The 23,496-nt window shown below is 40.5% G+C and carries 17 protein-coding genes and 4 tRNA genes; 7 read left to right on the plus strand and 14 right to left on the minus strand.

The genetic code is table 11. The annotated features are described in order from the left end of the window. From AC3CAU_RS14330 to AC3CAU_RS14355, 6 genes are all read right to left on the minus strand, one after another. Nucleotides 1-76: transfer RNA gene (locus tag AC3CAU_RS14330), tRNA-Val, on the minus strand. A 21-nt stretch (nt 77-97) separates the two neighbouring features. Beyond that, nucleotides 98-174 (minus strand) — tRNA-Asp (locus tag AC3CAU_RS14335). A 51-nt stretch (nt 175-225) separates the two neighbouring features. Further along, nucleotides 226-302 (minus strand) — tRNA-Asp (locus AC3CAU_RS14340). A 25-nt stretch (nt 303-327) separates the two neighbouring features. Next, a tRNA-Val gene (locus AC3CAU_RS14345) sits at nt 328-403 on the minus strand. A 288-nt stretch (nt 404-691) separates the two neighbouring features. After that, nucleotides 692-1,222: a cell wall-recycling L,D-carboxypeptidase ElsL gene (elsL, locus tag AC3CAU_RS14350; RefSeq protein WP_131215618.1), complete on the minus strand. Its 531-nt coding sequence runs from the start codon at nt 1,220-1,222 to the stop codon at nt 692-694. An 8-nt stretch (nt 1,223-1,230) separates the two neighbouring features. After that, nucleotides 1,231-1,614, minus strand: a complete 384-nt coding sequence (locus AC3CAU_RS14355; RefSeq protein ID WP_131215620.1) for a YbaN family protein — start codon at nt 1,612-1,614, stop codon at nt 1,231-1,233. A gap of 96 nt (nt 1,615-1,710) precedes the next feature. Here AC3CAU_RS14355 and AC3CAU_RS14360 point away from each other — a divergent pair, with 96 nt between their 5' ends. From AC3CAU_RS14360 to dapE, 3 genes are all read left to right on the plus strand, one after another. Beyond that, nucleotides 1,711-2,577 (plus strand): DUF1853 family protein, encoded by an 867-nt coding sequence (locus AC3CAU_RS14360; RefSeq protein WP_424620714.1) that lies wholly within the window; start codon nt 1,711-1,713, stop codon nt 2,575-2,577. A 130-nt stretch (nt 2,578-2,707) separates the two neighbouring features. After that, nucleotides 2,708-2,857, plus strand: a complete 150-nt coding sequence (locus AC3CAU_RS14365; protein WP_131215624.1) for an entericidin A/B family lipoprotein — start codon at nt 2,708-2,710, stop codon at nt 2,855-2,857. Nucleotides 2,858-2,988: 131 nt separating this feature from the next. Continuing rightward, on the plus strand, nt 2,989-4,125 hold the full coding sequence (gene dapE, locus AC3CAU_RS14370) for a succinyl-diaminopimelate desuccinylase (RefSeq protein WP_131215626.1): 1,137 nt from the start codon (nt 2,989-2,991) through the stop codon (nt 4,123-4,125). A gap of 69 nt (nt 4,126-4,194) precedes the next feature. Here dapE and AC3CAU_RS14375 read toward each other — a convergent pair whose 3' ends face one another. From AC3CAU_RS14375 to pilG, 6 genes are all read right to left on the minus strand, one after another. Further along, the gene (locus AC3CAU_RS14375; protein ID WP_447053475.1) at nt 4,195-4,653 is read right to left on the minus strand and encodes a hypothetical protein; all 459 of its coding nucleotides are present in this window, start codon (nt 4,651-4,653) and stop codon (nt 4,195-4,197) included. Between the two features lie 4 nt (nt 4,654-4,657). Further along, nucleotides 4,658-9,082, minus strand: a complete 4,425-nt coding sequence (locus tag AC3CAU_RS14380; protein ID WP_447053476.1) for a hybrid sensor histidine kinase/response regulator — start codon at nt 9,080-9,082, stop codon at nt 4,658-4,660. Nucleotides 9,083-9,255: 173 nt separating this feature from the next. Beyond that, entirely contained in the window at nt 9,256-11,328 is a 2,073-nt protein-coding gene (locus AC3CAU_RS14385; protein WP_447053477.1) for a methyl-accepting chemotaxis protein, read from the minus strand. Between the two features lie 45 nt (nt 11,329-11,373). Beyond that, entirely contained in the window at nt 11,374-11,910 is a 537-nt protein-coding gene (locus AC3CAU_RS14390) for a chemotaxis protein CheW (RefSeq protein ID WP_131215634.1), read from the minus strand. A gap of 5 nt (nt 11,911-11,915) precedes the next feature. After that, nucleotides 11,916-12,284 carry a response regulator gene (locus tag AC3CAU_RS14395; protein WP_131215636.1) on the minus strand — a complete coding sequence of 123 codons (369 nt, stop codon included), beginning with the start codon at nt 12,282-12,284 and terminating at the stop codon, nt 11,916-11,918. A gap of 21 nt (nt 12,285-12,305) precedes the next feature. After that, complete coding sequence (pilG, locus tag AC3CAU_RS14400) at nt 12,306-12,689, minus strand: twitching motility response regulator PilG (RefSeq protein WP_131215638.1); 384 nt, start codon at nt 12,687-12,689, stop codon at nt 12,306-12,308. A gap of 280 nt (nt 12,690-12,969) precedes the next feature. Between pilG and AC3CAU_RS14405 the strand changes: the two genes are divergently transcribed. The 4 genes from AC3CAU_RS14405 (at nt 12,970) to AC3CAU_RS14420 (ending at nt 19,732) form a co-directional block, all read left to right on the plus strand. Continuing rightward, nucleotides 12,970-13,611: a hypothetical protein gene (locus AC3CAU_RS14405; RefSeq protein WP_424620722.1), complete on the plus strand. Its 642-nt coding sequence runs from the start codon at nt 12,970-12,972 to the stop codon at nt 13,609-13,611. A gap of 60 nt (nt 13,612-13,671) precedes the next feature. Further along, the gene (locus AC3CAU_RS14410; RefSeq protein WP_447053478.1) at nt 13,672-14,799 is read left to right on the plus strand and encodes an efflux RND transporter periplasmic adaptor subunit; all 1,128 of its coding nucleotides are present in this window, start codon (nt 13,672-13,674) and stop codon (nt 14,797-14,799) included. Nucleotides 14,800-14,815: 16 nt separating this feature from the next. Continuing rightward, nucleotides 14,816-17,920, plus strand: a complete 3,105-nt coding sequence (locus AC3CAU_RS14415) for an efflux RND transporter permease subunit (protein WP_447053479.1) — start codon at nt 14,816-14,818, stop codon at nt 17,918-17,920. Nucleotides 17,921-18,016: 96 nt separating this feature from the next. Beyond that, nucleotides 18,017-19,732: a proline--tRNA ligase gene (locus AC3CAU_RS14420; RefSeq protein ID WP_447053480.1), complete on the plus strand. Its 1,716-nt coding sequence runs from the start codon at nt 18,017-18,019 to the stop codon at nt 19,730-19,732. 53 nt (nt 19,733-19,785) lie between these two features. On the opposite strand, the gene AC3CAU_RS14425 is transcribed toward AC3CAU_RS14420, so the two are convergent. Both AC3CAU_RS14425 and AC3CAU_RS14430 read right to left on the minus strand, forming a co-directional pair. Beyond that, entirely contained in the window at nt 19,786-21,213 is a 1,428-nt protein-coding gene (locus AC3CAU_RS14425; protein WP_447053481.1) for a hypothetical protein, read from the minus strand. A 20-nt stretch (nt 21,214-21,233) separates the two neighbouring features. Then, nucleotides 21,234-23,483 carry a DUF6160 family protein gene (locus AC3CAU_RS14430; RefSeq protein ID WP_447053482.1) on the minus strand — a complete coding sequence of 750 codons (2,250 nt, stop codon included), beginning with the start codon at nt 23,481-23,483 and terminating at the stop codon, nt 21,234-21,236. Between the last annotated feature and the right edge of the window lie 13 nt (nt 23,484-23,496).

Here is a 23,496-nt window from a genome sequence, read left to right on the forward strand (position 1 = left end):
TGGTGGGCGCTGACGGGATCGAACCGCCGACATTCTGCTTGTAAGGCAGACGCTCTACCAACTGAGCTAAGCGCCCTTAAGAGGTCTATCATGTAAATGGCGCAGCGGACGGGACTCGAACCCGCGACCCTCGGCGTGACAGGCCGATATTCTAACCAACTGAACTACCGCTGCACTTACATAATATCGCTATTAAAGTACAAACAACTTGTTATCTGAATTAAGTGGCGCAGCGGACGGGACTCGAACCCGCGACCCTCGGCGTGACAGGCCGATATTCTAACCAACTGAACTACCGCTGCACTTAAAACATTTAACGTAAAGGCTTGGTGGGCGCTGACGGGATCGAACCGCCGACATTCTGCTTGTAAGGCAGACGCTCTACCAACTGAGCTAAGCGCCCTTTACGACTTCATCGTTTGTGTGGTGCATTATAGAGAATCTATACAGCCTGTCAAACGCTTTTCTGCCTGTTTTTGGTATTTTGCGTTTGAGTGATTAAAAAATAGGTTAATCGCTATAAAAACAAACAATTTCTGTAATTTATTTAGAATTTTCTGCAAAAACTTATACATTCATGCTTTGGTTTTGACTCAAAAACGCTCAAGCTTTTTGAACGACTGGAAAATAATGCTATTTTCTACCCATATACATAGCAGAGTTTTCACTTTTCAGCTTTTAATATGTTGCTTTAGATATTTGTGCGGATTTTACCGTCAATTAAATTCAAACTATATTCTGAAATAAAAACCAATGCTTGTTCAGGAATAAGATCGAATAATTCAATCACATCTTCATTGCGCATCCGGATACAACCATGTGACATGGGAATACCCATCGGTTCGGTGTCTGGAGTGCCATGAATATAAATATAACGTTTAAATGTGTCACAGCCCTCCCCCTGATTTAAGTTCTCTTCCAAACCGCTTAACCAGAGAATACGGGATAGGATCCAATCCCGTTCAGGGAATTGGGTCGCCAATGCATCATCATAGACTTCACCGGTTTCCTGTCGCGCTTTGAAAACTGCATTTTTAGGTGCGCTGTGACCAAATTTGAGTGCGACTTTGTGCCAGCCCCGAGGTGTCTTACCTGAGTTTTCTTGTTCACCAATACCGTTCTTACCTGAAGAAATCACATAAAATTTATTATGTTTTGGCAAGCTTAAAGTTTGTCCGGCTAAATCAATCCAGACATCTGCTTGTGCTAAGGTATATGACATGGTGGATATTACTCTGCTTCTTTGATCGGTTCATTCGAAGGTTCAGGACGTAGCCACAGCCAAATGGAAACCGAAAGCATGATCAAGTTGGTAAATACTTTGACCAATAACGGCGCATTGGTAAACAACATAATGATGGCGCTAATCAGCATCATAATGCTGGCGAACCATTTTGCCTTACGCGGCACCGTGCCATTTTCACGCCATGATCGCAAAGTTGTTCCATATTTAGGATGATTGAGCAACCAGGCATCCATTTGCGGCCAGCCTTTTGAGGCGGCCCAGGCAGCTAAAATAAGAAAGACTGTTGTTGGCATACCCGGCAAAAGCGCACCGATAAAGCCCAGGATGACAAAGATCATCACCAAACTCCGCCAAAACAACATCTTCATAGCACTGCCCTACATGACTAATTGCGGTAGTATAAAGTGTTTTTGCAGATTATCCGTTGTAATTCTGCACTTTTTAATTTAGCGCTAGGTGTTTCTATGTTTGTTTTAAATCAAGCGTCTGATCTTGATGAACCTTGGCTTCAATTTAAAAATTTACTGGTCCGGCAACTGGCATTTTGTATAGCTAGTCCGAATATTTTAGCTGCTATTCCAGCAGAACTGGTGCTTAAGCATTCTTTTCAATTACATGCCAGTAAAACATGGACAAAGCATTTTCAGCATTATCATTCAAGATTGCTTTATTTAGATCAGCATCCTCAAGAATTGGAAGTCTTTTTACAGCAACTTAAAAGCACCCGTTTAGGTTTACGCTTTGAAATGTTTATCTGGTTTTGGCTGCTGGATCAAAACTATCATCCTTATAAAGTACTCGGCCATAGTATTCAGAAAATAGCGGGTGCTAAAACCTTGGGTGAACTTGATTTTCTATTACTCAATACCGAAACCAATCAAGTTGAACATTGGGAAGTGGCCTTAAAATATTACTTGGCTGAACGGGATTTTTCCTTGGCATATTGGTATGGCTTAAATCGTAGCGATACTTTAGTTCGAAAATTAAATCATTTTAGCCAAAAACAATTTCAATTTGAAGATGCACTTGAATATGAGATTGAGCGACGCTATGCAGTGTTAAAAGGTCAACTCTATCTTCCTGTTGAACCTACACAGCAAGTCATTCCACCTTGGGTCAATCTCAAACGGCGATTAGGCTATTGGGGAAGTTATATTCCTCCTCAAAATTCACATTTTTATCGTTTGCAACGACAAGAGTGGATCTGCCCAGCCTCCCATGTAAGTAGTGAAACTGCACACTGGTGGATCAATGGTTTATATCTGCAAAAAGATAAGCCCAATTTCTATATGTTTAGACATGCACCGCTGCTTTCTCAAAGAGTTGAATGATTAACTTTATGAGAAATGTCTACTTTTATAACAATTGATTACTTTTCTACCATGAAAAACTCATATTTTTTACGTCAGGTATTATTTAACCTAAACTCACATCAAAATAATGAATTACTTGGAGATGATGATGAAAAAAATTCTAGCAACTTCCCTTATTATGGCATTTGTTTTAACTGGTTGTAATACATTTAAAGGCATGGGTAAAGATGTATCCAAAGCTGGAGATGCCGTAACCCATACTGCTGAAAAAACTTCTGACGAAATCCGCAAAAACTAATTCGTTATTAGTAGATATGAAACCCTATCCTAGATAGGGTTTTTTTATGGCAATTTTATCGCAGTCGTTCACATTCAAGCGCATATTCGCCTATTATAGTGCTGACAAATTTATCGACTTATGAAAATCGCATGACATCTTCCGCTACCCTTGATTTAAGCCTGCAACTGTTACGTCAGCCTTCTGTAACCCCGATCGATCATAGCTGCCAAACCATTATGGCGGATCGTTTAGAAAAAATTGGTTTCAATATTGAACCGATGCGTTTTGAAGATGTCGATAATTTATGGGCACGTAAAGGAACCGAAGCTCCGGTTTTATGTTTTGCAGGTCATACCGATGTTGTTCCAACAGGCAGCTTAGATGACTGGAACTCGGATCCCTTTGTACCCGAAATTCGTGATGGCAAGCTTTATGGTCGTGGCAGTGCAGACATGAAAACTGCGCTTGCAGCGATGGTGGTTGCCTCTGAACGCTTTGTTGCAAAACATCCCAATCATAAGGGTTCCATTGCATTTTTGATTACTTCTGATGAAGAAGGTCCATCGATCAACGGAACGGTAAAAGTCGTGGAAGCCTTAGAAGCCCGCAATGAGAAAATGACCTGGTGTCTCGTGGGTGAGCCATCAAGCACCAATCAATTAGGTGACATTGTTAAAAATGGTCGTCGTGGTTCGTTAAATGCCAATTTAACCGTTAAAGGCAAACAAGGGCATGTTGCCTACCCCCACCTTGCGATTAACCCCATTCATACCGCATCTAAAGCGTTGGCCGAACTTTGCGATACAGTTTGGGACAATGGTAATGAATACTTCCCTGCAACTTCTTTTCAAATTTCAAATATCAATGCCGGCACTGGTGCAACCAATGTCGTTCCCGGCACAATGAACTTACTGTTTAACTTCCGCTATTCAACTGAAGTCACGGCAGATGAACTCAAGGCACGTACCTTAGAAATTCTTGACCGCCACAATGTGGATTATGATATTAACTGGACACTTTCTGGTTTACCGTTCCTGACTCCAGTGGGTGAACTGGTGAATGCTGCAAAAAATGCGATTCGTAATGTGACAGGTATTGAAACTGAACTTTCAACCAGCGGCGGGACTTCAGATGGCCGTTTTATTGCCCCTACCGGTGCTCAAGTGCTTGAGTTAGGTGTTTTAAATGCCAGTATCCATCAAATTGATGAACATGTGAATGTGGCTGATCTGGAGCCGCTTGCTGAAATTTACGAACAAATTTTAGAAGGCTTATTGGCCCACTAAAATTCCAATAAAAAAAGGAACTTTAAAAGTTCCTTTTTTTATGAATGATAGATGAGCTGCTTGTTAAAATCACAATCCTAACGAGGTTTGAATTTGCGCCAAATTAGGGATATGAAAAACTTGATCTGCCATACGTACATATTGAAATACAGCTGGATCATTTAAATCCCTTTCATCGTCAACTACTTCAGAGATACGTAGACGAATGGTTCTTGGCATCTCATTGCACATCAGAGCAAAACGTTGACTCACCTCATCGCCTTCAATCACCAAAGCCACACCTGTTTTCTGTTCAGGATTATTCACCGCATAGACGGGTAGCTTAAGTTCATGCCATTCCACAAATGGAACTTGCGTGGCACTATCCAGGGCTGACAAGACGATATTTTGTGGTAATACCATCGCCTCCTTACCATGACAATCAATAATATAAGCGTCGATAAATCCAGTCGACACGGTAATAAGGTGATGCAACTCTTGTTGTGTAATTTGATTCACAGCAGAGTTTGAAACACTATTTTGGCTCATTTATTTACCCCTGGCTGGTTTCTAACAAGTTTTCAACATTGCTCAGCAATTCTGCTTCTTGGAATGGTTTACCCATATAGTGGCTTACACCGAGACTGAATGCACGTTCACGGTGTTTCTCACCTGTTCTTGAAGTGATCATGATAATTGGTAAATCTCGATGCACTTCATGGTGTCGAACCAGATTGGTTACTTCAAATCCATCCATACGTGGCATTTCAATATCCAGCAACATCAAGTCTGGCTTCACATTTTCAAGCTGTTCAATCGCATCCACCCCATCTTTAGCCGTCACAATGTCATAACCCTGACGTTCCAGTAAACGTGATGTCACCTTACGTACAGTAACTGAATCATCCACAATCATAATTAAGCGGCGTGCATTATTATGACGGGACAGATCGCGCTGCTCTGAGAGATGTTTAATGCGCTGTGTGGCTTGAATTTGTCGTGCAATATTTTGACCATCCAGAATCAGGCAGACCTGACCATCCCCCAGAATGGTTGCCCCGGCAACAACCCCAACGCTCGAGAATTGCTGACCAATCGGTTTCACCACAATTTGTGCACGTGAACCAATCAACTGATCCACCAACAAGGCGATGGTTTGACCGCTATTACCTTTAATTAATAGCACTGGTAAAGAATGCGCAATATTACTTAAACGTGGTAACGGCTGATTTGCAACAAACTCGGATAAATAACGCAATTTGTAATTGGTGTTATCAATTTTAAAGAAGTCATCTTTACTATTGAAATATTCTTCCAAAGTAGAGGGTGAAATTCGGACAATACGGTCGATTTGAGCCAATGAAATCGCAAATTGCTGATCACCCGCTTTCACCATCAAGGCATCACTTACCGCTACTGTGGTTGGTACGCGAATGGTAAAGGTGGTTCCTTCTCCAAAATTTGAATCAACAGAGACATAACCACCGAGTGCTTTAATTTCACTTTGCACCACATCCAAGCCTACCCCGCGCCCAGAAATCTGGGTAACTTCTTTTGCGGTACTGAATCCCGGATGAAAAATCAGTTGCAGGATTTCCTGCTTATCAAGGAATTGATCAGCTTTAATCAAACCTAAGCTTACTGCTTTTTCTTTAATCTTCGATTCATCAATCCCTTTACCATCATCACTAAATGACACCAGGACATCTGTACCTTGACTGCTGATATTTAAGACAATTCGCCCCACTTCAGGCTTCTGTGCTTCGCGTCGTAATTCAGTATCTTCCAACCCATGGTCAATCGCATTACGAAGCATATGTTCAAATGGGGTTACCAAACGCTCAAGAATGGTACGGTCCAATTCGCCTTCAGTATTTTGTACAATCAATTCTGCTGGACGATTCAATGTGGACGAAGTTTGACGTACGATACGCTGTAAACGTGGCAACATGCGATCAAATGGTACCAGACGAGTACGCATCAAACTTTCTTGAATCTCGGCCTGAATACGTGATTGTTGTAACAATAGACCTTCTGTATCACGAATTTTTTCCGACAAGGTCGTTTTAAAGTCCACCAAGTCGGATGCAGATTCTGCCAATGATTTTGACAATTGATTTAAAGATGAATATTGATCCATCTCTAATGGGTCAAAATCAGCATAACGTGAATTTTCTGAACCATGTTTTGCAATAATTTGTGACTCTAACTCACCTTCCATTCGACGTAACTGGTCAGCTAAACGCTTCATCGCCAATTCCATCTCATTCAAGGTATTACCAAGCTGGCCCAAATCCATTTCAATACGTGAACGGTTAATTGCATTTTCACCAGACAAATCGATCATTTTTTCCACCAAGTCGGCAGAAATACGGATCATTTCATTGCTGTTGTCTTGTTGTGAACTTAAGTCCCATTCACCCAACATTGCTGGGGGTTCAGTACCATCACCCTGAACAAATTCAAAGGTTTTAGGTGCAGATAATAGATCGGCTTGAGTCACACGATTTGGGAGTCGAGCGGTTACGTCAACAAATCCAATTGACTCCAAACTTAATTTTAGACTATCAAAATTACTGTAATCACCTTCGAAGATGGCCTGTTTTAACCATGCAAACGTGGTCTGTAATAATAGGTCGTATACATTAGAGTTAAAATGATGAACCGCAAACTGCTCAAAAGTGGTTTCCAGTTGATATGAAATGGCAGCTACAGGTTCATTTTCAATCATACGTGCACCACCCTTAAGACTGTGGGCGGCACGTTGTAATTGAAGCAGCAAGCTACGATCGCTTCGTTGATCAAACCATTGTTTTAATAGATCATCGGTAGATTCTAAAATTTCTTCCGCTTCTTCCAGGAATGTTTCTTCTGCAATTAAGCGAATACTATCCTCAGCATCATCAACAGCTTCTACATTTTGTGAAATAAACTCTTGTTCTATTTCATTATCTAAAGCGAGTCTCTCCGCTACTGGTTCTGCTAATTCATGCACCTCAGTTTCAGCTACCACATTTTCAACTGCAACCGTTTCCAGCACAGCCATGCTTGCAGACTTGCCTTGCGAAATTTCTTGAATATTGCGCAAAATTTCAATCGATTCAGCACCAGAGTAGTCAATATTATCTTCACGAATAATTTGAATTCGATCTGATACATCATCCTGAACTAAGCGAATAATACTAATCAGTTGTGGCGTAACCGTTATTTGTTGACGAATCACACGCTCATAAATTGACTCTAATTCATGGGAAATTAAGCCAATATGAGTCGCTTGAATCATATTTGCACCCCCTTTCAAGGTATGCAAATAGCGCATTAAATTATTCAGTGCAGTGGTATTGGATGGATCCTTGCTCCAAGTATTTAAATCTTGGTCAATACCACCCAACAATTCTTCTGCTTCTTCCAGGAAGATTTCCAGTAAATCCGCATCGAACTCACTATTTGCATCAGCTGCATGCATTTGTGCACGGTCAGAGCGCATTCTTTGTGAAATCTGTGCAAGATCCACCGTAGTTGATGCTGTATTTATTGCAGCTACTGGCAATTCTTTAACTACAGATGCAGCATTTTCAAACTGTTCAAGGTCTTGCTGTACAAAGGCAGAAAGATCACTCAATATTTTCTGAACTTCATCGGTTAAAATGACACGTTGCCCGGCGGCCAAAGTATCAAACAAATGAATGAATTCTTGATGTGCCTGTCCAAATAACTCATAGGCATAATCGGTATTGAGTAATTCTGGCTTTGATACCAATTCTTCATAACTTGACTTTAATTCATGGGTAAATTGATGAATGCCAGCAGCAGCACGATTATCCGTATGGTCTAATAAATGTTGAGCCTGTTCACTTAAAGCCTGAATATATTCCGGATATTCAACCTTGACACGTTTTTCAAATTCGAATTCAGCATCGAGTAACAAATCAATATTTAATGCGATTAGCTTAGAAACCAGACCTTGAGGATTAACCCCTTCATCTACTTCAGCCGAAGTAAAGCCATAGTTATTCCAGGCATCATTAAAGGTTTCATAGATCACATCAAGTTTTTGCATTTCACCCTGTCTCAGGGTATGCAAATAATCACCTACAAATTCGGCATATTGAATCAGTAAAGCCATTTGCTTAGAGGTCGAACCAATTTCTTCTTGTAATAAGGTTTTGAATAAATTTTCTACCTTGGTACTGGCTTCAAAAACCTGCTCGATTTGAGCCATGGATGAACTGCCACGCAAGGTATGTAATGCACGAATGAGAGCGTTATAATCTTGTTTATTTTCATGTTCATTTTTCAAGAACTGATCAATCGTTAACAAGTGTTCTTCAGCTTCTTCAATAAAGATCGCAACTGTTTCTTCAATATCATTATTATCTGTTATTTCAGCAGCCTGTTCTGAAGCTTTTATTATTACTGCTTCTTGCTCTACTGCACTGGATGGGGTTTCATGCAACTCTAAACCAGTTACACCATCTTCAGCAGTCAAGGTTGTAGAGAGATCCAGTAATTCTTCCAAAGCAGGTTCTAAGCTTAATTTTTGCTGTATTTGCTGGCCCAGTAAAACCAAAGGTCGTAAATCAATATCAGCCAGCTGAACGGTTTTGAAAATTGGATATAACTTATATTGATAAATTTTGAATACAGTTTGAGCGAAGCGTTGAACTGTTGTATCTAATGGAATCGTACCCGAAATGACACGGTTTAAAGTGTCTTCAACTGCCCAGGCCAATTCACCGGCAGATTTTGCTCCCACCATGCGTCCAGAGCCTTTAAGGGTATGGAAATGGCGGCGAATAGTATTCAAGATTTCTTGGTCATTGGGATTTTCAAGCCAAGTCGTAAATAAAGTACTTAACTCAACGAAGATTTCTTCGATTTCTTCAACAAAAATTTCTAAAATTTCTGCATCTTGATCAAGATAACTATCTTCAGGAAGCGTAGTCGTTTCAACTAAATTTTTTAATATTTCTTTCATAGTTTAGGCTTCTTACGTTTATCTGCCACCAAGAAGGGCGCTCAAACTTAATTGTCACCATCACGCGAGACCTAACGATAAGGTTAAGTTCATCTTGTCGATGCTTTATCTGTGATTTATTGATGTGCCTTACCCTCAAGTCAGGCACATCACCCCAAAGCTTTCGTCTTACCTTAGTCCGGCAATTTAAAGTCAGTTACAGATTCACGTAGCGATTCGGCCATATTTGCCAATTCAGATACTGAACGTGCGGTATCAAAAGTTGCTGTTGTGGTTTGTGAGGTAATTTCCTGTACAACATTCATTGTGGTTGCAATATGACCTGCTGACGCAGATTGCAGTTTTGCCGCATCAGAAATGTTGGCAATCAATTTCGCCAGGTTGCTGGATACGTTTTGAATTTCATCCAGTGCCACACCGGCATCCTTGGACAAGTTCGCACCACGTACAACCTCGGAAGTTGTTTGTTCCATGGAAATAACCGCTTCGTTGGTATCCGTCTGAATGGTTTTTACCAAGCCTTCAATCTGTTTGGTTGCAGATGCTGAACGCTCAGCAAGACGCTGTACCTCATCGGCTACCACGGCGAAACCACGGCCTGCTTCACCTGCCATCGATGCCTGAATCGCAGCGTTTAATGCCAGGATGTTGGTTTGGTCGGCAATATCGTTAATCAACGCAACGATGTTACCAATTTCCTGAGAAGACTCACCCAAACGTTTAATACGTTTTGAGGTTTCCTGAATCTGCTCACGAATCATGTCCATGCCTTCAATTGAACGGTTTACAACATCGGCACCATTGGCAGCAATTTGCACTGAGCGCTCTGCAACGACTGCAGATTCGGTTGCATTTGAAGATACCTGGTCAATTGACATGGCCATTTCGTTAATCGCGGCAGAGGCACCGGCAATTTCTTGTGCCTGATGTTCAGATGCTTCCGCTAACTGATTGGTAATACCCTGCGTATTGGCAGTATATTGCGCAACTTCTTGAGAAGTTTCGGTAATACGTGATACCAGGTCACGTAATTGGTCAATTGCAAAGTTAATCGAGTCGGCAATCGCACCGGTGAAGTCTTCTGATACCGTTGCGTATGAACGAAGATCACCATCTGCTAAGTCAGCGATCTCATCCAGTAAACGTAAAATCGCATTCTGGTTACGGTCATATTCTTCTTGCAGGTTAGCCACACGCTGTTTATCTGAATGACCACGTAATGCAAGCAATTTGAATACACAGATCAAAAAGCCGACTAGACACAAGATTAAAAATAGTGCAGGAATAGCAACCGACCAACTTGAACCGGCAGATAACTTATTCAGGTTAGCCAATAGCTCATCTGATTGGGCAAAAATTGAAGATGAGGCTTGACGTACTTTTACAATTTGAGTCGAGTTTTTAAGAATTGTTGCGGACGCAGATTTTAATACCTCATCATAGTCAGCTTTGATGCCTTCCAATGACGCACGCAAGGCTGGATCGGCAATACGCTCCACCCCAAGTTCAGCACTGCCATTCAACTGTGCGTCAAGATAAGAACCAAAGGTTTCCGTATCGGCACTAAAGTCGTCTGCTGACTCACGAGAGTTATCACTACCGGTTAATACCGAACTGATTGAACGAAGAATACGTTCTGCAATAAATACCTGGTTTTTCGCAATGACCACCTGGTTACTCGGCATATCTTGACGTGCCATTTGGTCAACCATCAAGTTATATTCAGCCTGAATACCAGGAATGGTTTCACCAATTGCAATATTGGTATCATAAAGCTGGTTAATCATTTTTTGTTGAGAAGAAATTAAATCAATACCATCTGATACTGCTTTCCATTGCTTTTCAACTTCATCCAGTGCTGGAGTATGCGCATGAATATCGTTCACAGTTTCAAGATTTTCTGCAAAGCTTTTTTGAGATTGTACTAATTTATCAATTGATTCTTTGGTTCCTGAAGCCGTTGCTTCAGTTGCCTGACGAGAAATCGTCTGCGATAAAAGACGCAGATCACCCACACTACGTGTTAATTCATTGTTACGCGGCACACTATAGAATAAATATAGCAACAGGAATAGTGCGACGACCAGACAGAATGCTGCACCCAGAATTAAGGGTTTGGACTTCTCACTGTCACCAAATACACGTGATAATTGATCAGTTTGTGATTGAATCTTTGCCAATAAAGCATTACCAACCTGAGGGTTGCTGCCTTCACCTGTATTTTTCTTTTTAAGTTTAAAGCCCATCCAGCTTCTCCCCGACTTTCGCCATCATTCTTCAGCGCGCGAATATTAATTTATAAATTTTATAGATGCATTCATGTATTTTGGGTTTTGCAATAAACGACTAAATAAAAAAACATGCCAGTGTTGATTATGTTGATAAAAATATCCCTGACAATACTCTTGTAAATTGCTGTCTAATTCACTATGTTTAGAAAAGAAACTCTTCTTATTAAAGTGTTGAATCCCCAAAACTTGATCTACAACCAAACCGACATAATGGTCATTATGACTAATACACAGTACTTTTTGAGTGGGTGAAAACTGAGTTCGGTACCCGGAAATATATTGAGCCAAATCAGCCACTGAAAGTAAGCGTCCCCGAATATTGGCCAGCCCCATCACCCATGATTGAGTATTCGGAACGGGCGTATATTTAGGTGGATAAATCACTTCCGACACTTCACCTAAAGGAGCAACAAAATATTGCCCCATCATCTCAAAAGCAATGCCTGACCATCGGTTTACTTCATTTTCAGTGCTAACGTAGTTTTTATTGCCACGTTTAGCCAGCCGAAGTAATTCGATAAATCCATTAGCTGCCATAGAGCTTATCCTGCATTGATGTGGTGTTTAATCACATCAATTAATTGTTTTTCGTCTACAGGTTTGGTTAAATAATCACTTGCCCCTTGACGTTTCCCCCAAACTCGGTCAGTTGCTTGATCTTTGGTACTGACAATCACAATTGGAATGTGTTTGGTGGTTGTACCACGTGCAATTTGACGTGTTGCTTGGAAACCATTTACCCCAGGCATTACCACATCCATTAACACAAGATCCGGCAATTCTGCTTGTGCCATTGTGACACCATCAGCCCCATTCGCAGCTTCAATTACCTCAAAGCCATGTTTCGTTAAAATCTCTTTAAAACGGAATGTTTCTGTTGGTGAATCATCAACAATAAGGATACGTGACATGCTTTCCCCCAAAAAATAAAATTATGCTGTTACGTGATTACGGATTGCGTTTAGCAATTCATCTTTACTAAAGGGTTTAGTTAAATATTCATCCGAACCGACAACACGCCCTTTAGCCTGATCAAATAAGCCATCTTTACTTGACAGCATAATGACCGGAATATTTTGATAATTTTGAGAATTTTTAATTAATGCACAAGTTTGATAACCGTCCAAACGTGGCATCATAATATCGACAAACACGATATCTGGATTGGCTTCAGCAATTTTTGCCAATGCTTCAAAACCATCTACTGCTGTTATTACTTCACAACCTTCACGCTGTAGTAATGTCTCTGCTGTACGACGAATGGTTTTTGAATCATCAATCACCATGACTTTTAGATTTTGGAATTTATCGTCCATTTAATGACCCTTCCCATTTTTAGAGTGTACAAACAATTCGAGTAGAAAGTTTTATTACAAGTTACTAACATTTTTAACATATCTTTACTTTCATTTCCAATGAACATTTTCCGCACACCGACGCATTTTCTTGTTTTTTCAGTAACGGCTTCACATTTTCTGTCGGTCAATGATTTTTTTTTGACTAAGAGAGGTTTTTTATTGATGATTTTGAGTCTAATATACAAGTTTTATTACTTTAAAAATAAGTAATTTAGTCTACTTTAAATCGGGGGTTACAATGCAAAGTCAGTTTAAACACAAACTTGCTTTCATTGCACAAAAAAAAATGACTAGGAAATTCATTCTTGTATTTTTGTTAACATTTCAAGCAATATATATCTTCGCAGAGCCGCCTCCTAAAGCCACATGGTACCGTTACTATGACAGTAAAGGTATCGCCAATATTAGTACCAGTGTTACACCAAATCACATTCGTCATGGTTATGAAGCCTTAGACCGAAACATGCAGGTGATTCAACGTAATCGTGCCTACGATACCGAAGCAGATATAAAAAAAGCACCGCTACGTGCCGCACAAGCCAGACAAAATGCAGCTGATCTAAAACTCAAGACTGCATATACCAATTCTGATGTTGCTGCAACTAAACGCAATGATGCATTGGTGCATATTAAAAAACAGATTGCCTTTCAACAGGATCAGCTAAAACAGCTACAAAATGACCGGATCTCCTTTAAACGTCAACAAATTGAATATTTACGTAAAGCTGAAAACGTTCCAAATTCCTTAAAAAACAATCTTGATAACAATCAAAAAAATATTGAATCCAAAAAAGAAAGTATTAATTCATTACAAATACACTATCGAAATACCCAAGCACAATACGACAGAATCATCACTCGTTTAAAAGCTCTTGAATAAATTGTATTTATTAATAACAGGGCTGAGGTTATGTCACGTTAAATAAAAGGATTTACCCGCATGCCATTTGGACAGCGTATAAAAAAAACTAAATTAAGCGATCATAAGTCATATTTAATTTGTAGTGCTCTCTGCCTGAGCTTACTATTGGGTGCGTGTCAAAAAAATGAAACAGAAGCACCTGCTGAAACCAAGCAAAAAATAGAATTGATTCAACAAGATTTAGTTACAGTTAAAGATGGGGTTTCTATCGCTAAAACTGCCTTTACCGGTACACTTCGTGCAGTAAATCAAAGCAGCATACAAGCGCAAGTGACTGCGACCGCAACAGCTGTCAATGCCCAAGTGGGCCAAGCTGTTTCAAAAGGTCAGGTTTTAGTTCGTTTAAATAATCCAGATAATGCTGCACGACTTGCACAAGCCCAAGCCAACCTTAGCTCGACTCAGGCCCAAGCCACTTTGGCTAAAAACATGATGCAACGAAAAAAACGATTGCTGGATCAAGGATTTATTTCCAAAGTTGAATATGAGCAGGCAGCAGTTGATTATCAGGCACAACTTGAAAATGTGCGTGCACAACAGGCCAACGTCAATATTGCTCAAAAAGCCGAGCGTGATGGAACTGTCTTGAGCCCTATCTCAGGAGTCATTACCAAACGTGAGGTTGAATCCGGGCAAACAGTGGCTGCAGGTCAAACCTTATTTGAAATAGTCGATCCTGATCATTTAGAAATACAGGCCAAATTACCCAGTGATATGCAGGCAGCTTTAAAAGTCGGTCAAAAAATTGAATATACCATTCAGGGTAATCCTGCTCAGCTTACGGCGGTCTTGACCCGAGTTTCTCCAATTGCCGATCCTGCAAGTCGTCAAATTGAATTCTTTGCAAAACCGAATGAAACCATTAACTCACTTAGTATTGGTTCGTTTGTCGAAGGCAGCATTCTTTCTTCTACCCAAGTTAGCGGTCAGTTGATTCCGCTGGATATTATCCAGAATTTAAAAGAAAATCCTTTTGTCTGGGTCATTCGCCAGAAAAAAATCGAAAAAGTAAATCTGGTAATTTTAGAACAGCGCTATCGCGACAATTTAGCCGTGGTGCAAGGACTGCAAACTGGTGACCAAATCAGCCGTATTAAATTTAATGACCAAGACCTTCATCAGGAAGTCATAATCACTCAAAAATAAGTACAGGATTGTTCTTATGTGGTTCACCCGAATTAGTGTTAAGTATCCTGTTTTCACCATCATGATGATGTTGTGTTTACTGGTGTTGGGGTTAGCGTCTTGGCAACGGATGAGCGTTGAAGAATTCCCCGATGTAGACTTCCCGTTTGTGGTGGTTTATACCAGCTACCCCGGTGCATCGCCTGAAATAATTGAATCTGAAGTCACCAAAAAAATGGAAGAAAAGATCAATACCATTTCAGGTTTAAAACAGGTGATTTCACAATCGAGTGAAGGGCTTTCGACCATTATTGTCGAGTTTAATCTAGACGTTTCTTCTGCTGTCGCCGCACAGGATATTCGCGATAAAATCTCCCCCGTCACCGCCGGGTTTCGTGATGAAATTCAGGATCCAGTGGTCGAGCGTTATGACCCCACAGCCAATGCGATCATGTCCATTGTTTTTGAATCAGAAACCATGCCGTTACGCGATTTGAGTTCCTATTTAGATCAGAGCATTGTTCCACAATTACAAACCGTTCCCGGCGTAGGCGCAGTCAATTTACTCGGTGATGCACAACGGCAAATTCGTATCGAAATAGAACCACAAAAATTACAAAGCTTCGGCATTGGTATTGATCAGGTCATCAATACCTTAAAAAGTGAAAATATTGAAGTTCCAGGCGGAACTTTAAAACAACCCACCTCGGAACTGGTGGTTGAAATCAAATCCAAGGTGATTCATCCACAATCGTTTGGTGATTTAATTATTGCCAATAAAAATGGCGCGCCTATTTTTCTAAAACAAGTAGCAAAAATTGAAGACAGCCAAGCCGACTTAGAATCCAGTGCCTATTTAAATGGTAAAACAGCGGTAGCGATTGATATTTTGCGCAGCTCTGATTCCAATGTGATTGAAGTCGTGGATGCCACCTATAAAGCCATGAAGAAGATTGAAAAACAATTACCTCAAGGCACCGTTGCCAAAGTCGTGGTGGATAGCTCTAAAAGTATTCGCGGTAGTATTAAGGATGTTGCGCGTACGATTATTGAAGGGGCTGTTTTAGCCGTTCTGATTGTGTTGCTGTTTTTAGGTTCATTCCGCTCTACTGCCATTACCGGCTTAACCCTTCCAATTGCTTTACTCGGAACACTTACTTTTATCTGGGCATTTGGCTTTACCATTAATATGATGACGCTGTTAGCCCTTTCCCTCAGTATTGGCCTGTTAATTGATGACGCGATTGTAGTTCGGGAAAATATTGTCCGCCATGCCGATATGGGCAAAGACCACGTTACAGCAGCACTGGATGGCACCAAAGAAATTGGGCTTGCGGTTTTAGCCACAACGCTGACGATTGTAGCGGTATTCTTGCCGGTTGCTTTCATGGGCGGGATTATTGGTAAATTCTTTTATCAATTTGGGGTGACGGTCAGTGCCGCAGTGCTGATCTCCATGTTTGTCAGTTTTACCCTCGATCCCATGCTTTCGGCACATTGGGCTGAAAAACATGATCCGAATAAGCAACCAGGAAAAATCAAACGCTTTTTTAACTGGATTTCCAATACGCTGGATAATTTAAGCCACTACTACGAAAAACTGTTAAAACTGGCACTGCGTTTCCGCATTGTTACGCTCATGATTGCAGTCGCTTCACTGTTTGGGGCCTTAGCACTCTCTAAGCTGGTGGGTACAGAATTTGTGCCCGTACCTGATAAAAGTGAAATTCGGATTAAGTTTGAAACACCCGTGGATGCATCACTCGAATATTCACAAGCCAAGTTATTGCAAGTTGAGCATATTATTCGCCAGCACCCTGACGTGCGCGGTACCTATAGCATTATTAACGGCGTGACTGACCGTGGTAAAAATCATGTCAGTATCCGGGTCAGCGTCACCCCTCGTTTAGAGCGCAACAAGAACCTGACACAGCTTAACAATGAATTTCGCCAACGCTTAAAAAGCGTAGCCGGTATTACCATTACTTCTGTTGCTTCCGCCGACGAAACAGTTTCAGGGGGTCAAAAGCCGGTTCTTATTTCAATTAAAGGTCCCGAACTGGATGAATTGCAGAAAATCTCGGATCGCTTTTTGGCTGAAATTTATAAAGTAAAAGGTATTGTCGATCTGGAAAGCTCACTTAAAGAACCCAAGCCGACCTTGGCTGTTCATATTAACCGCATGCTTGCCAGTGATTTGGGTCTATCCGTCAATCAGATTGCCAATGTCATCCGTCCACTGATTGCAGGTGATAATGTCACCACCTGGCAGGATGAAAAAGGTGAAATCTATGATGTCAATCTTCGCTTGACCGAAAATAAACGCAGCTTGCCAAGTGATATTGAGAACCTTTACTTAAACTCAAAAAAAACCGATGCATCCGGTCAGCCTATTTTAGTGCCACTGACAACTGTCGCCTCATTTGAAGAAAGTCTGGGTGCATCACAGATTAACCGTCGTGACTTGGCACGTGAAGTATTGGTAGAAGCCAACACTGCCGGTCGTCCTGCAGGTGATATTGGGAAAGATATTAAAAAGATTCAGGATAATTTTGATTTACCACCAGGTTATAGTTTCTTCACCCAAGGAGCGAATAAAGATATGGCTGAGTCTGCAGGTTACGCCATGACTGCGATTACCCTCTCGATTGTATTTATCTATATTGTACTGGGATCACAATTCAATAGCTTTATTCACCCCGCTGCCATTATGGCCTCCCTGCCCCTGTCCCTCATTGGCGTATTCTTGGCCTTGTTCCTGTTTAACTCAACCATGAATCTATTCTCAATCATTGGGATTATCATGCTGATGGGATTGGTGACTAAAAATGCCATTCTGTTGATTGATTTCATCAAGAAAGCCATGGACCGGGGTGAAGACCGTTTTGATGCCATTATTGCCGCCGGTAAAACCCGTTTACGTCCCATTTTAATGACCACAAGTGCTATGGTAATGGGCATGATTCCCCTTGCATTAGGCTTAGGCGAAGGGGGTGAACAAAGTGCACCTATGGCACATGCCGTGATTGGTGGTGTGATCACTTCTACCCTGTTGACTTTAGTAGTCGTACCGGTAATCTTTACTTACCTGGATGACTTAAAGAATTTTATGACGCGCCAAATACGAAAAATCATGTCATAATTTATGACATCACAATGAGGTGACATTCAGAAATGTTCACCTCATTTTTTATTGTATAATCTTGGCTTTCAAGGCTTAATTTTTAGGACAGCTTCCATGCGCGCGAGTCGCTTTTTATTTGCTACGTTAAGAGAAACCCCGAACGATGCTGAAGTTATTTCACATCAGCTAATGTTACGTGCGGGTATGATTCGTAAATTGGCTTCGGGTTTATACACTTGGTTGCCGATGGGCGTACGTGTGCTAAATAAAGTGGAAGCGATTATTCATGAAGAAATGAATCGTGCTGGCTCACTTGAAGTATTGATGCCTGTGACTCAACCTTCAAGTCTATGGGAAGAATCAGGCCGCTTTGTTCAATATGGTCCTGAACTGCTACGTTTCAAAGACCGTCATAATAATGATTTTGTGCTTGGACCTACACATGAAGAAGTGATTACCGATCTTGCGCGTAACGAACTGAAAAGTTACAAGCAACTTCCAGCAAACTTCTACCAAGTACAAACCAAATTCCGGGATGAAATTCGTCCACGTTTTGGGGTAATGCGTTCACGTGAATTCATCATGAAAGATGCCTACTCTTTCCATATCGATCAAGATTCTCTACAAGAGACTTACGATACGATGTACGATGCGTATTGCCGTATCTTTACCCGTCTAGGTTTAAATTTCCGTCCAGTTCAAGCAGATACCGGTTCAATCGGTGGTTCAGGTTCACACGAATTCCATGTGTTGGCGTCAAGCGGTGAAGACGATATCGCCTTCTCAACTGACTCCGACTATGCAGCCAACGTTGAAATGGCTGAAGCAGTGCTTGTCGGTGAACGTGCTACGCCTACACAAGAGTTAAAATTGGTCGAAACACCAAACCAAAAAACCATTGCTGATGTTTCAGCATTCTTGAATACAGAAGCAAAAGATTCTGTTAAAGCCTTATTGGTTCAAGGTGTGGCAGATGAAAAAGGTAATGTTCCTGTTGTTGCATTATTCCTTCGTGGCGATCATGAACTCAATGAAATCAAAGCTGAAAAGCATGCCACTATTGCTGCGCCTTTAACTTTTGCAACAGAAGAACAAATTGCTGCACTCGGCTTAACTACTGGTTTCATTGGTCCACAAGGTTTAGTTGAAAAAGGCTTAACCGTGATTGTAGATCGTGCAGCATCTGTATTGTCTGATTTCGTTGCTGGTGCAAATGAAGCAGACAAACACGCAACTGGCGTAAACTGGGAACGTGATGCGCAGTATACTGAAATCTATGACCTACGTAACGTGGTTGAAGGTGATGTTTCTCCAGATGGTAAAGGCACACTCCAAATTAAACGTGGTATTGAAGTCGGCCATATCTTCCAGTTAGGTAAAAAATACTCGGAAGCTTTGGGCTGTAAAGTCCTTGGTAAAGACGGTAAGCCGACAGTGGTAACGATGGGTTGCTATGGTATTGGAGTAACACGTGTAGTTGCATCTGCCATTGAACAAAACTTCGATGATAAAGGTATTATCTGGCCTTTAGCCATTGCACCATTTGAAGTTGCAATTGTGCCAATGAACGCACACAAATCACCACGCACCCTTGAGGCCGCTGAAACACTATATGCAGAGCTTCAAGCAGCAGGTTTTGATGTGCTTTTGGATGATCGTGATGAACGCCCAGGGGTTAAATTCTCTGACCTTGAAATCACGGGCATTCCTCACCGTATCGTGATTGGGGAAAAAGGTTTGGATGCGGGCACTTTTGAATATAAAGGACGCCGTGATGCTGAATCTGTGAATATTTCTAAAGAAGAATTATTAGCAAAAATTGCTAAATAATTTGTCTTTGAAATAAAAAAATCCCGCTTAGGCGGGATTTTTTTATAATGTAATTAGCAAAATTTTAAACCACCATAGCAATTTGATGTAACTTCTTGGTTTTTCAAAATCTGGTTGTTAAGGGTTAATGTAGATGGATTAGCCTGAGTCCAAGGTCCCACATTAATTTCCAGTGTTTTAACAATAGGAGTATTTACTAGTGCCTTAATAGAATCACCCAAATCAATTGGAATTTTCATATCTGGCTGCCCCAGGCTATTTGTAATATTTTGAGCAACTTGAGGAAGCACCGCCGAAATATCTACAGCCCCTGCCACATTTAGTTGTCCTAATTGTACAGGATCAGCAAATGACATCCACCACCCTCTTTGCGCAACATCTGCTGCATCAGCGCCAGGCCAATGTAAAGCAAGCTGTTGCAAGGCTAAATAACCACCTGAACCAGTTAATGGCACATTATGCACCATACTTAGCAATTGATTAAAAGTTACATTCATATTGAGGTTGGTTAATTTAGAACCCTCTCCCATTTTAAATTTTGAGGTACTCACTAAACAAAGCGGTCCTAAGCCCACACATGGATTGATATTCACCAATAGTTGGTCATTATCAAATTGTGTAGTATTCAAACCATTATAGACCTCATAATTTGCATTATCTGCAGCTGTACCTTTTGCCAAAGGAATCACTGGAATAGCCACCATAATATTGGTTGCACTTGCCTTAGTTTGACGGTTTCCAGAAACGGTAAAGCCGGGGACATTAAATTTCACATTATTTAACTGCGGTACAGTAATACCGGTTGTTGCTGAATTTAATGGATCACTGGTAAAATCATGTTCACCGAATAGCGCAATATCCAGCACACCTGCAATTTGCTGATTCACCGCCTTACCAAATTTTGCTGCTGCAGTATTGGTAGAACCTGTGGTATCTGCAATTTTCATATAACCACTAAAAGATTGAATACCATCTGTAGGGGACTGTGTATTGGCAATACCTGTGGTTAATAAACCCAAAATTTCTTGCGCACCCAGACGGAATCCAACTATTTCCCGAGTAGAGGCCTTATCATTATTTTTTATTGCAAACTCAACAAAAGGGTTGGTTATTTTTGCACTTGTCGAGGCACGGTCATTGGCAAACACGGGATTTCCCAAACTATCATAACTTGTAGGTAATCCACTTAAAGCTAAATTCGAAATATCAATATCACAGCCATCTGCACCATTCACCCCTCCACAACCTAACTGTAAGGATTTAATATTGGTATTCAATTCCATTTCAGCATCAAGACCAAGTTTAAAAAAGTTAACCGTCTCGCTGCCTGCTGTGGTATAGCTATAAGCATCTTTGGAAAAATTTAACAATGCCTGACCATCTACTTTAGCCAATTCGGTATCGGATAAACTTTTAAATCCTGTTGCATGTGCACCTGAGTAAATACAACAGATTAATGCTGGCAATAATAATTTTTTCATTTTCAGTCCCTATAATTTTTTTATCGCGGAGTAATACCTAAAGTGCTACGCATTGCTCCTCCTGTAATGGCAAGATCCGCGATTTTTTGCATATTGCCTGCTGGAGACATTGCCATTTCTGCGGTAAAAACTTTACCTTGAGAATTTGCATTAGCTAAATGATTGAACTTGACCTGATTGTCTAACACAACAGTATCTTGTTTCATCTGAATTCTTGATTCAAAACCTATATGCCCTTGAAGCTTATTTAAATTGATACTAGATTCAGTTGTTCCAGTCGTCTTGACATCTTCGTTAATGATGCTTAAGAAACTGCCTCTATCCGTGGGACCTGTAATATCTTTAAACTTAAAATTCCCTTTTAAAGACAAATAGTTGGAATCTGGTGTTGCATTTGGTCCATTCAACCCCGGAACAATCAGCAATTCACCTTGACCGTCAAGCTTAAAAGCAATTGAAGATAATACATCATCTTTTTTGGCAAAATTATCAATAGGTACAACTTTGTTATCACAATTTGCACCGCCAGTTGCTGCTGTACAGTTATATAAAGATCCTGGCAATTGCCCAATTGCAATTTCAGCTTTTGCTGCAAATAATAAATTGTCTGCTCTAATATAAATTCCTTCATCTTCAAAACCAATTACACCATCTGATTTTAAATATGAATCGATATTTCGAAGACCTGCATAGTAATTTACTTCTTCGTTATATACTCCCTTTGCACCATCCACAACAATAATAGAAGTGGTACTCGGTGCTCCAGTTTTTTTATCAATACCATAACCTTCTGTAGACATTGCCAAGTTATAACCTAAACCTGCACTTGTCACACCGTTATAACTATAGTTTTTAGAAAATAGAGCCAGATTGGCATTTAAATTAAAGATCGGTATACCTAAACCCCACTCTCCTGAGGGACTGGTTATTTCAGCAATTGAGTTATCTGAAATAAAGCGTGCTTTACGAGCTATCGCTTGAAAATCCATACTCCGGATTGCAATCAGTGCTACATTTTGTCCTTTATCAACTGGCACCATGTAATAGGTTAATTCATTAGTTGCGGCACCGAGTATCTTTTTAACATTTTCATTGATAATAAAATTCAAACTTTTAACTTGTGCGGTATTGATATAAATATCACCAAAATCAATATAGGCATTCCGAGTATTCAAATTCGTAGCATTAGTTGAATTACGAATAATTAAGGGAGATAAATTTGAAAATTCAATAGCATAGCTACCATGCCCCGTATGGCCTATTTCCAAAGTTGTTGGAGCAAAATTTTGACCTAATAGCGGATTTCCTTCACGTGTAAACTCAGCAGAAACACCAAAATGCAAACCACCTGCGCCTGCAAACCCATAACCTGAAGCAGACTTTATGGTTTCTGTTAAATCTGTTCCAGACCGATTAACCGTATTAAAATCTTTAAGGCCAGCCTGATTTGCATTTAAAAATATTTTAGCATTTGTAACAGCACCCGATGCTCCCATACGAATTACATTTTTCTGGTTATCGGGATCTGCCCCATAGCGCAAGTCAATATTTACCCCAGGATTTTTTGCATTTACTCGACTGGAATCGACATCACTTGAATCGGCAACTCGGGCTAAATTCACAATATGATCTGTATTTCCATCGCGGCTTTTAGTGGTCATCACTATGCCCTCATTCGGGTCTACATACATATAACCATCGGCAGAAAAATTAAAGTTAAAATCTTTTAAGGTTAAATTTTTGCCATTTAAACCATAACCAATACTTGCATTTTGTAGTTGAAAATCTAAATGCGCTTTGTCATCGCGGTTAAATAAACCATGCGTAGTTTCTAGATAGAATTTTAAAGGTGAAGTCGTTGAAAGGCTTAAAGAACCCAAATTCTGTTCAGCCGTTGTACAAGTTGCAGCATCGCATAGCAGCATAAGCTTTTCTACTGTGGCCTGAAATGGGGAAATGCTGGCTTGAATTTTCACGCCAGTACCTCTATCCGTTGTGCCTACGTCAAAATCGAGCGTACTTTTAATCGTACTGTTATTTACTCCTTTGACTTCAACATTGTGCATTCCTAGCTTCATGCTACCTGTATCGCTATAATCAACCCAGTTCGCCTGATCTATATTTATTTTTGAGACTTCATGAGTAATAGAAATACCATCTTGACCTGTCACAACACTTAAAGACTGATCTGTCAACTGCTGAAGTGCAAAAGATTGCTGTGCCATTAATATACAAGCCGTGAGCAGATTTAGTTTTATTATTTTTTTCATTGCAACATCCTTA

It is taken from the genome of Acinetobacter sp. GG23 (assembly GCF_057766365.1).

What these genes read in the sequence shown, in the direction of transcription:
- elsL (WP_131215618.1), bottom strand. Translation starts at nt 1,222, where the DNA reads ATGTCATATACCTTAGCACAAGCAGATGTCTGGATTGATTTAGCCGGA.
- AC3CAU_RS14355 (WP_131215620.1), bottom strand. Translation starts at nt 1,614, where the DNA reads ATGAAGATGTTGTTTTGGCGGAGTTTGGTGATGATCTTTGTCATCCTG.
- AC3CAU_RS14360 (WP_424620714.1), top strand. Translation starts at nt 1,711, where the DNA reads ATGTTTGTTTTAAATCAAGCGTCTGATCTTGATGAACCTTGGCTTCAA.
- AC3CAU_RS14365 (WP_131215624.1), top strand. Translation starts at nt 2,708, where the DNA reads ATGAAAAAAATTCTAGCAACTTCCCTTATTATGGCATTTGTTTTAACT.
- dapE (WP_131215626.1), top strand. Translation starts at nt 2,989, where the DNA reads ATGACATCTTCCGCTACCCTTGATTTAAGCCTGCAACTGTTACGTCAG.
- AC3CAU_RS14375 (WP_447053475.1), bottom strand. Translation starts at nt 4,653, where the DNA reads ATGAGCCAAAATAGTGTTTCAAACTCTGCTGTGAATCAAATTACACAA.
- AC3CAU_RS14380 (WP_447053476.1), bottom strand. Translation starts at nt 9,082, where the DNA reads ATGAAAGAAATATTAAAAAATTTAGTTGAAACGACTACGCTTCCTGAA.
- AC3CAU_RS14385 (WP_447053477.1), bottom strand. Translation starts at nt 11,328, where the DNA reads ATGGGCTTTAAACTTAAAAAGAAAAATACAGGTGAAGGCAGCAACCCT.
- AC3CAU_RS14390 (WP_131215634.1), bottom strand. Translation starts at nt 11,910, where the DNA reads ATGGCAGCTAATGGATTTATCGAATTACTTCGGCTGGCTAAACGTGGC.
- AC3CAU_RS14395 (WP_131215636.1), bottom strand. Translation starts at nt 12,284, where the DNA reads ATGTCACGTATCCTTATTGTTGATGATTCACCAACAGAAACATTCCGT.
- pilG (WP_131215638.1), bottom strand. Translation starts at nt 12,689, where the DNA reads ATGGACGATAAATTCCAAAATCTAAAAGTCATGGTGATTGATGATTCA.
- AC3CAU_RS14405 (WP_424620722.1), top strand. Translation starts at nt 12,970, where the DNA reads ATGCAAAGTCAGTTTAAACACAAACTTGCTTTCATTGCACAAAAAAAA.
- AC3CAU_RS14410 (WP_447053478.1), top strand. Translation starts at nt 13,672, where the DNA reads ATGCCATTTGGACAGCGTATAAAAAAAACTAAATTAAGCGATCATAAG.
- AC3CAU_RS14415 (WP_447053479.1), top strand. Translation starts at nt 14,816, where the DNA reads ATGTGGTTCACCCGAATTAGTGTTAAGTATCCTGTTTTCACCATCATG.
- AC3CAU_RS14420 (WP_447053480.1), top strand. Translation starts at nt 18,017, where the DNA reads ATGCGCGCGAGTCGCTTTTTATTTGCTACGTTAAGAGAAACCCCGAAC.
- AC3CAU_RS14425 (WP_447053481.1), bottom strand. Translation starts at nt 21,213, where the DNA reads ATGAAAAAATTATTATTGCCAGCATTAATCTGTTGTATTTACTCAGGT.
- AC3CAU_RS14430 (WP_447053482.1), bottom strand. Translation starts at nt 23,483, where the DNA reads ATGAAAAAAATAATAAAACTAAATCTGCTCACGGCTTGTATATTAATG.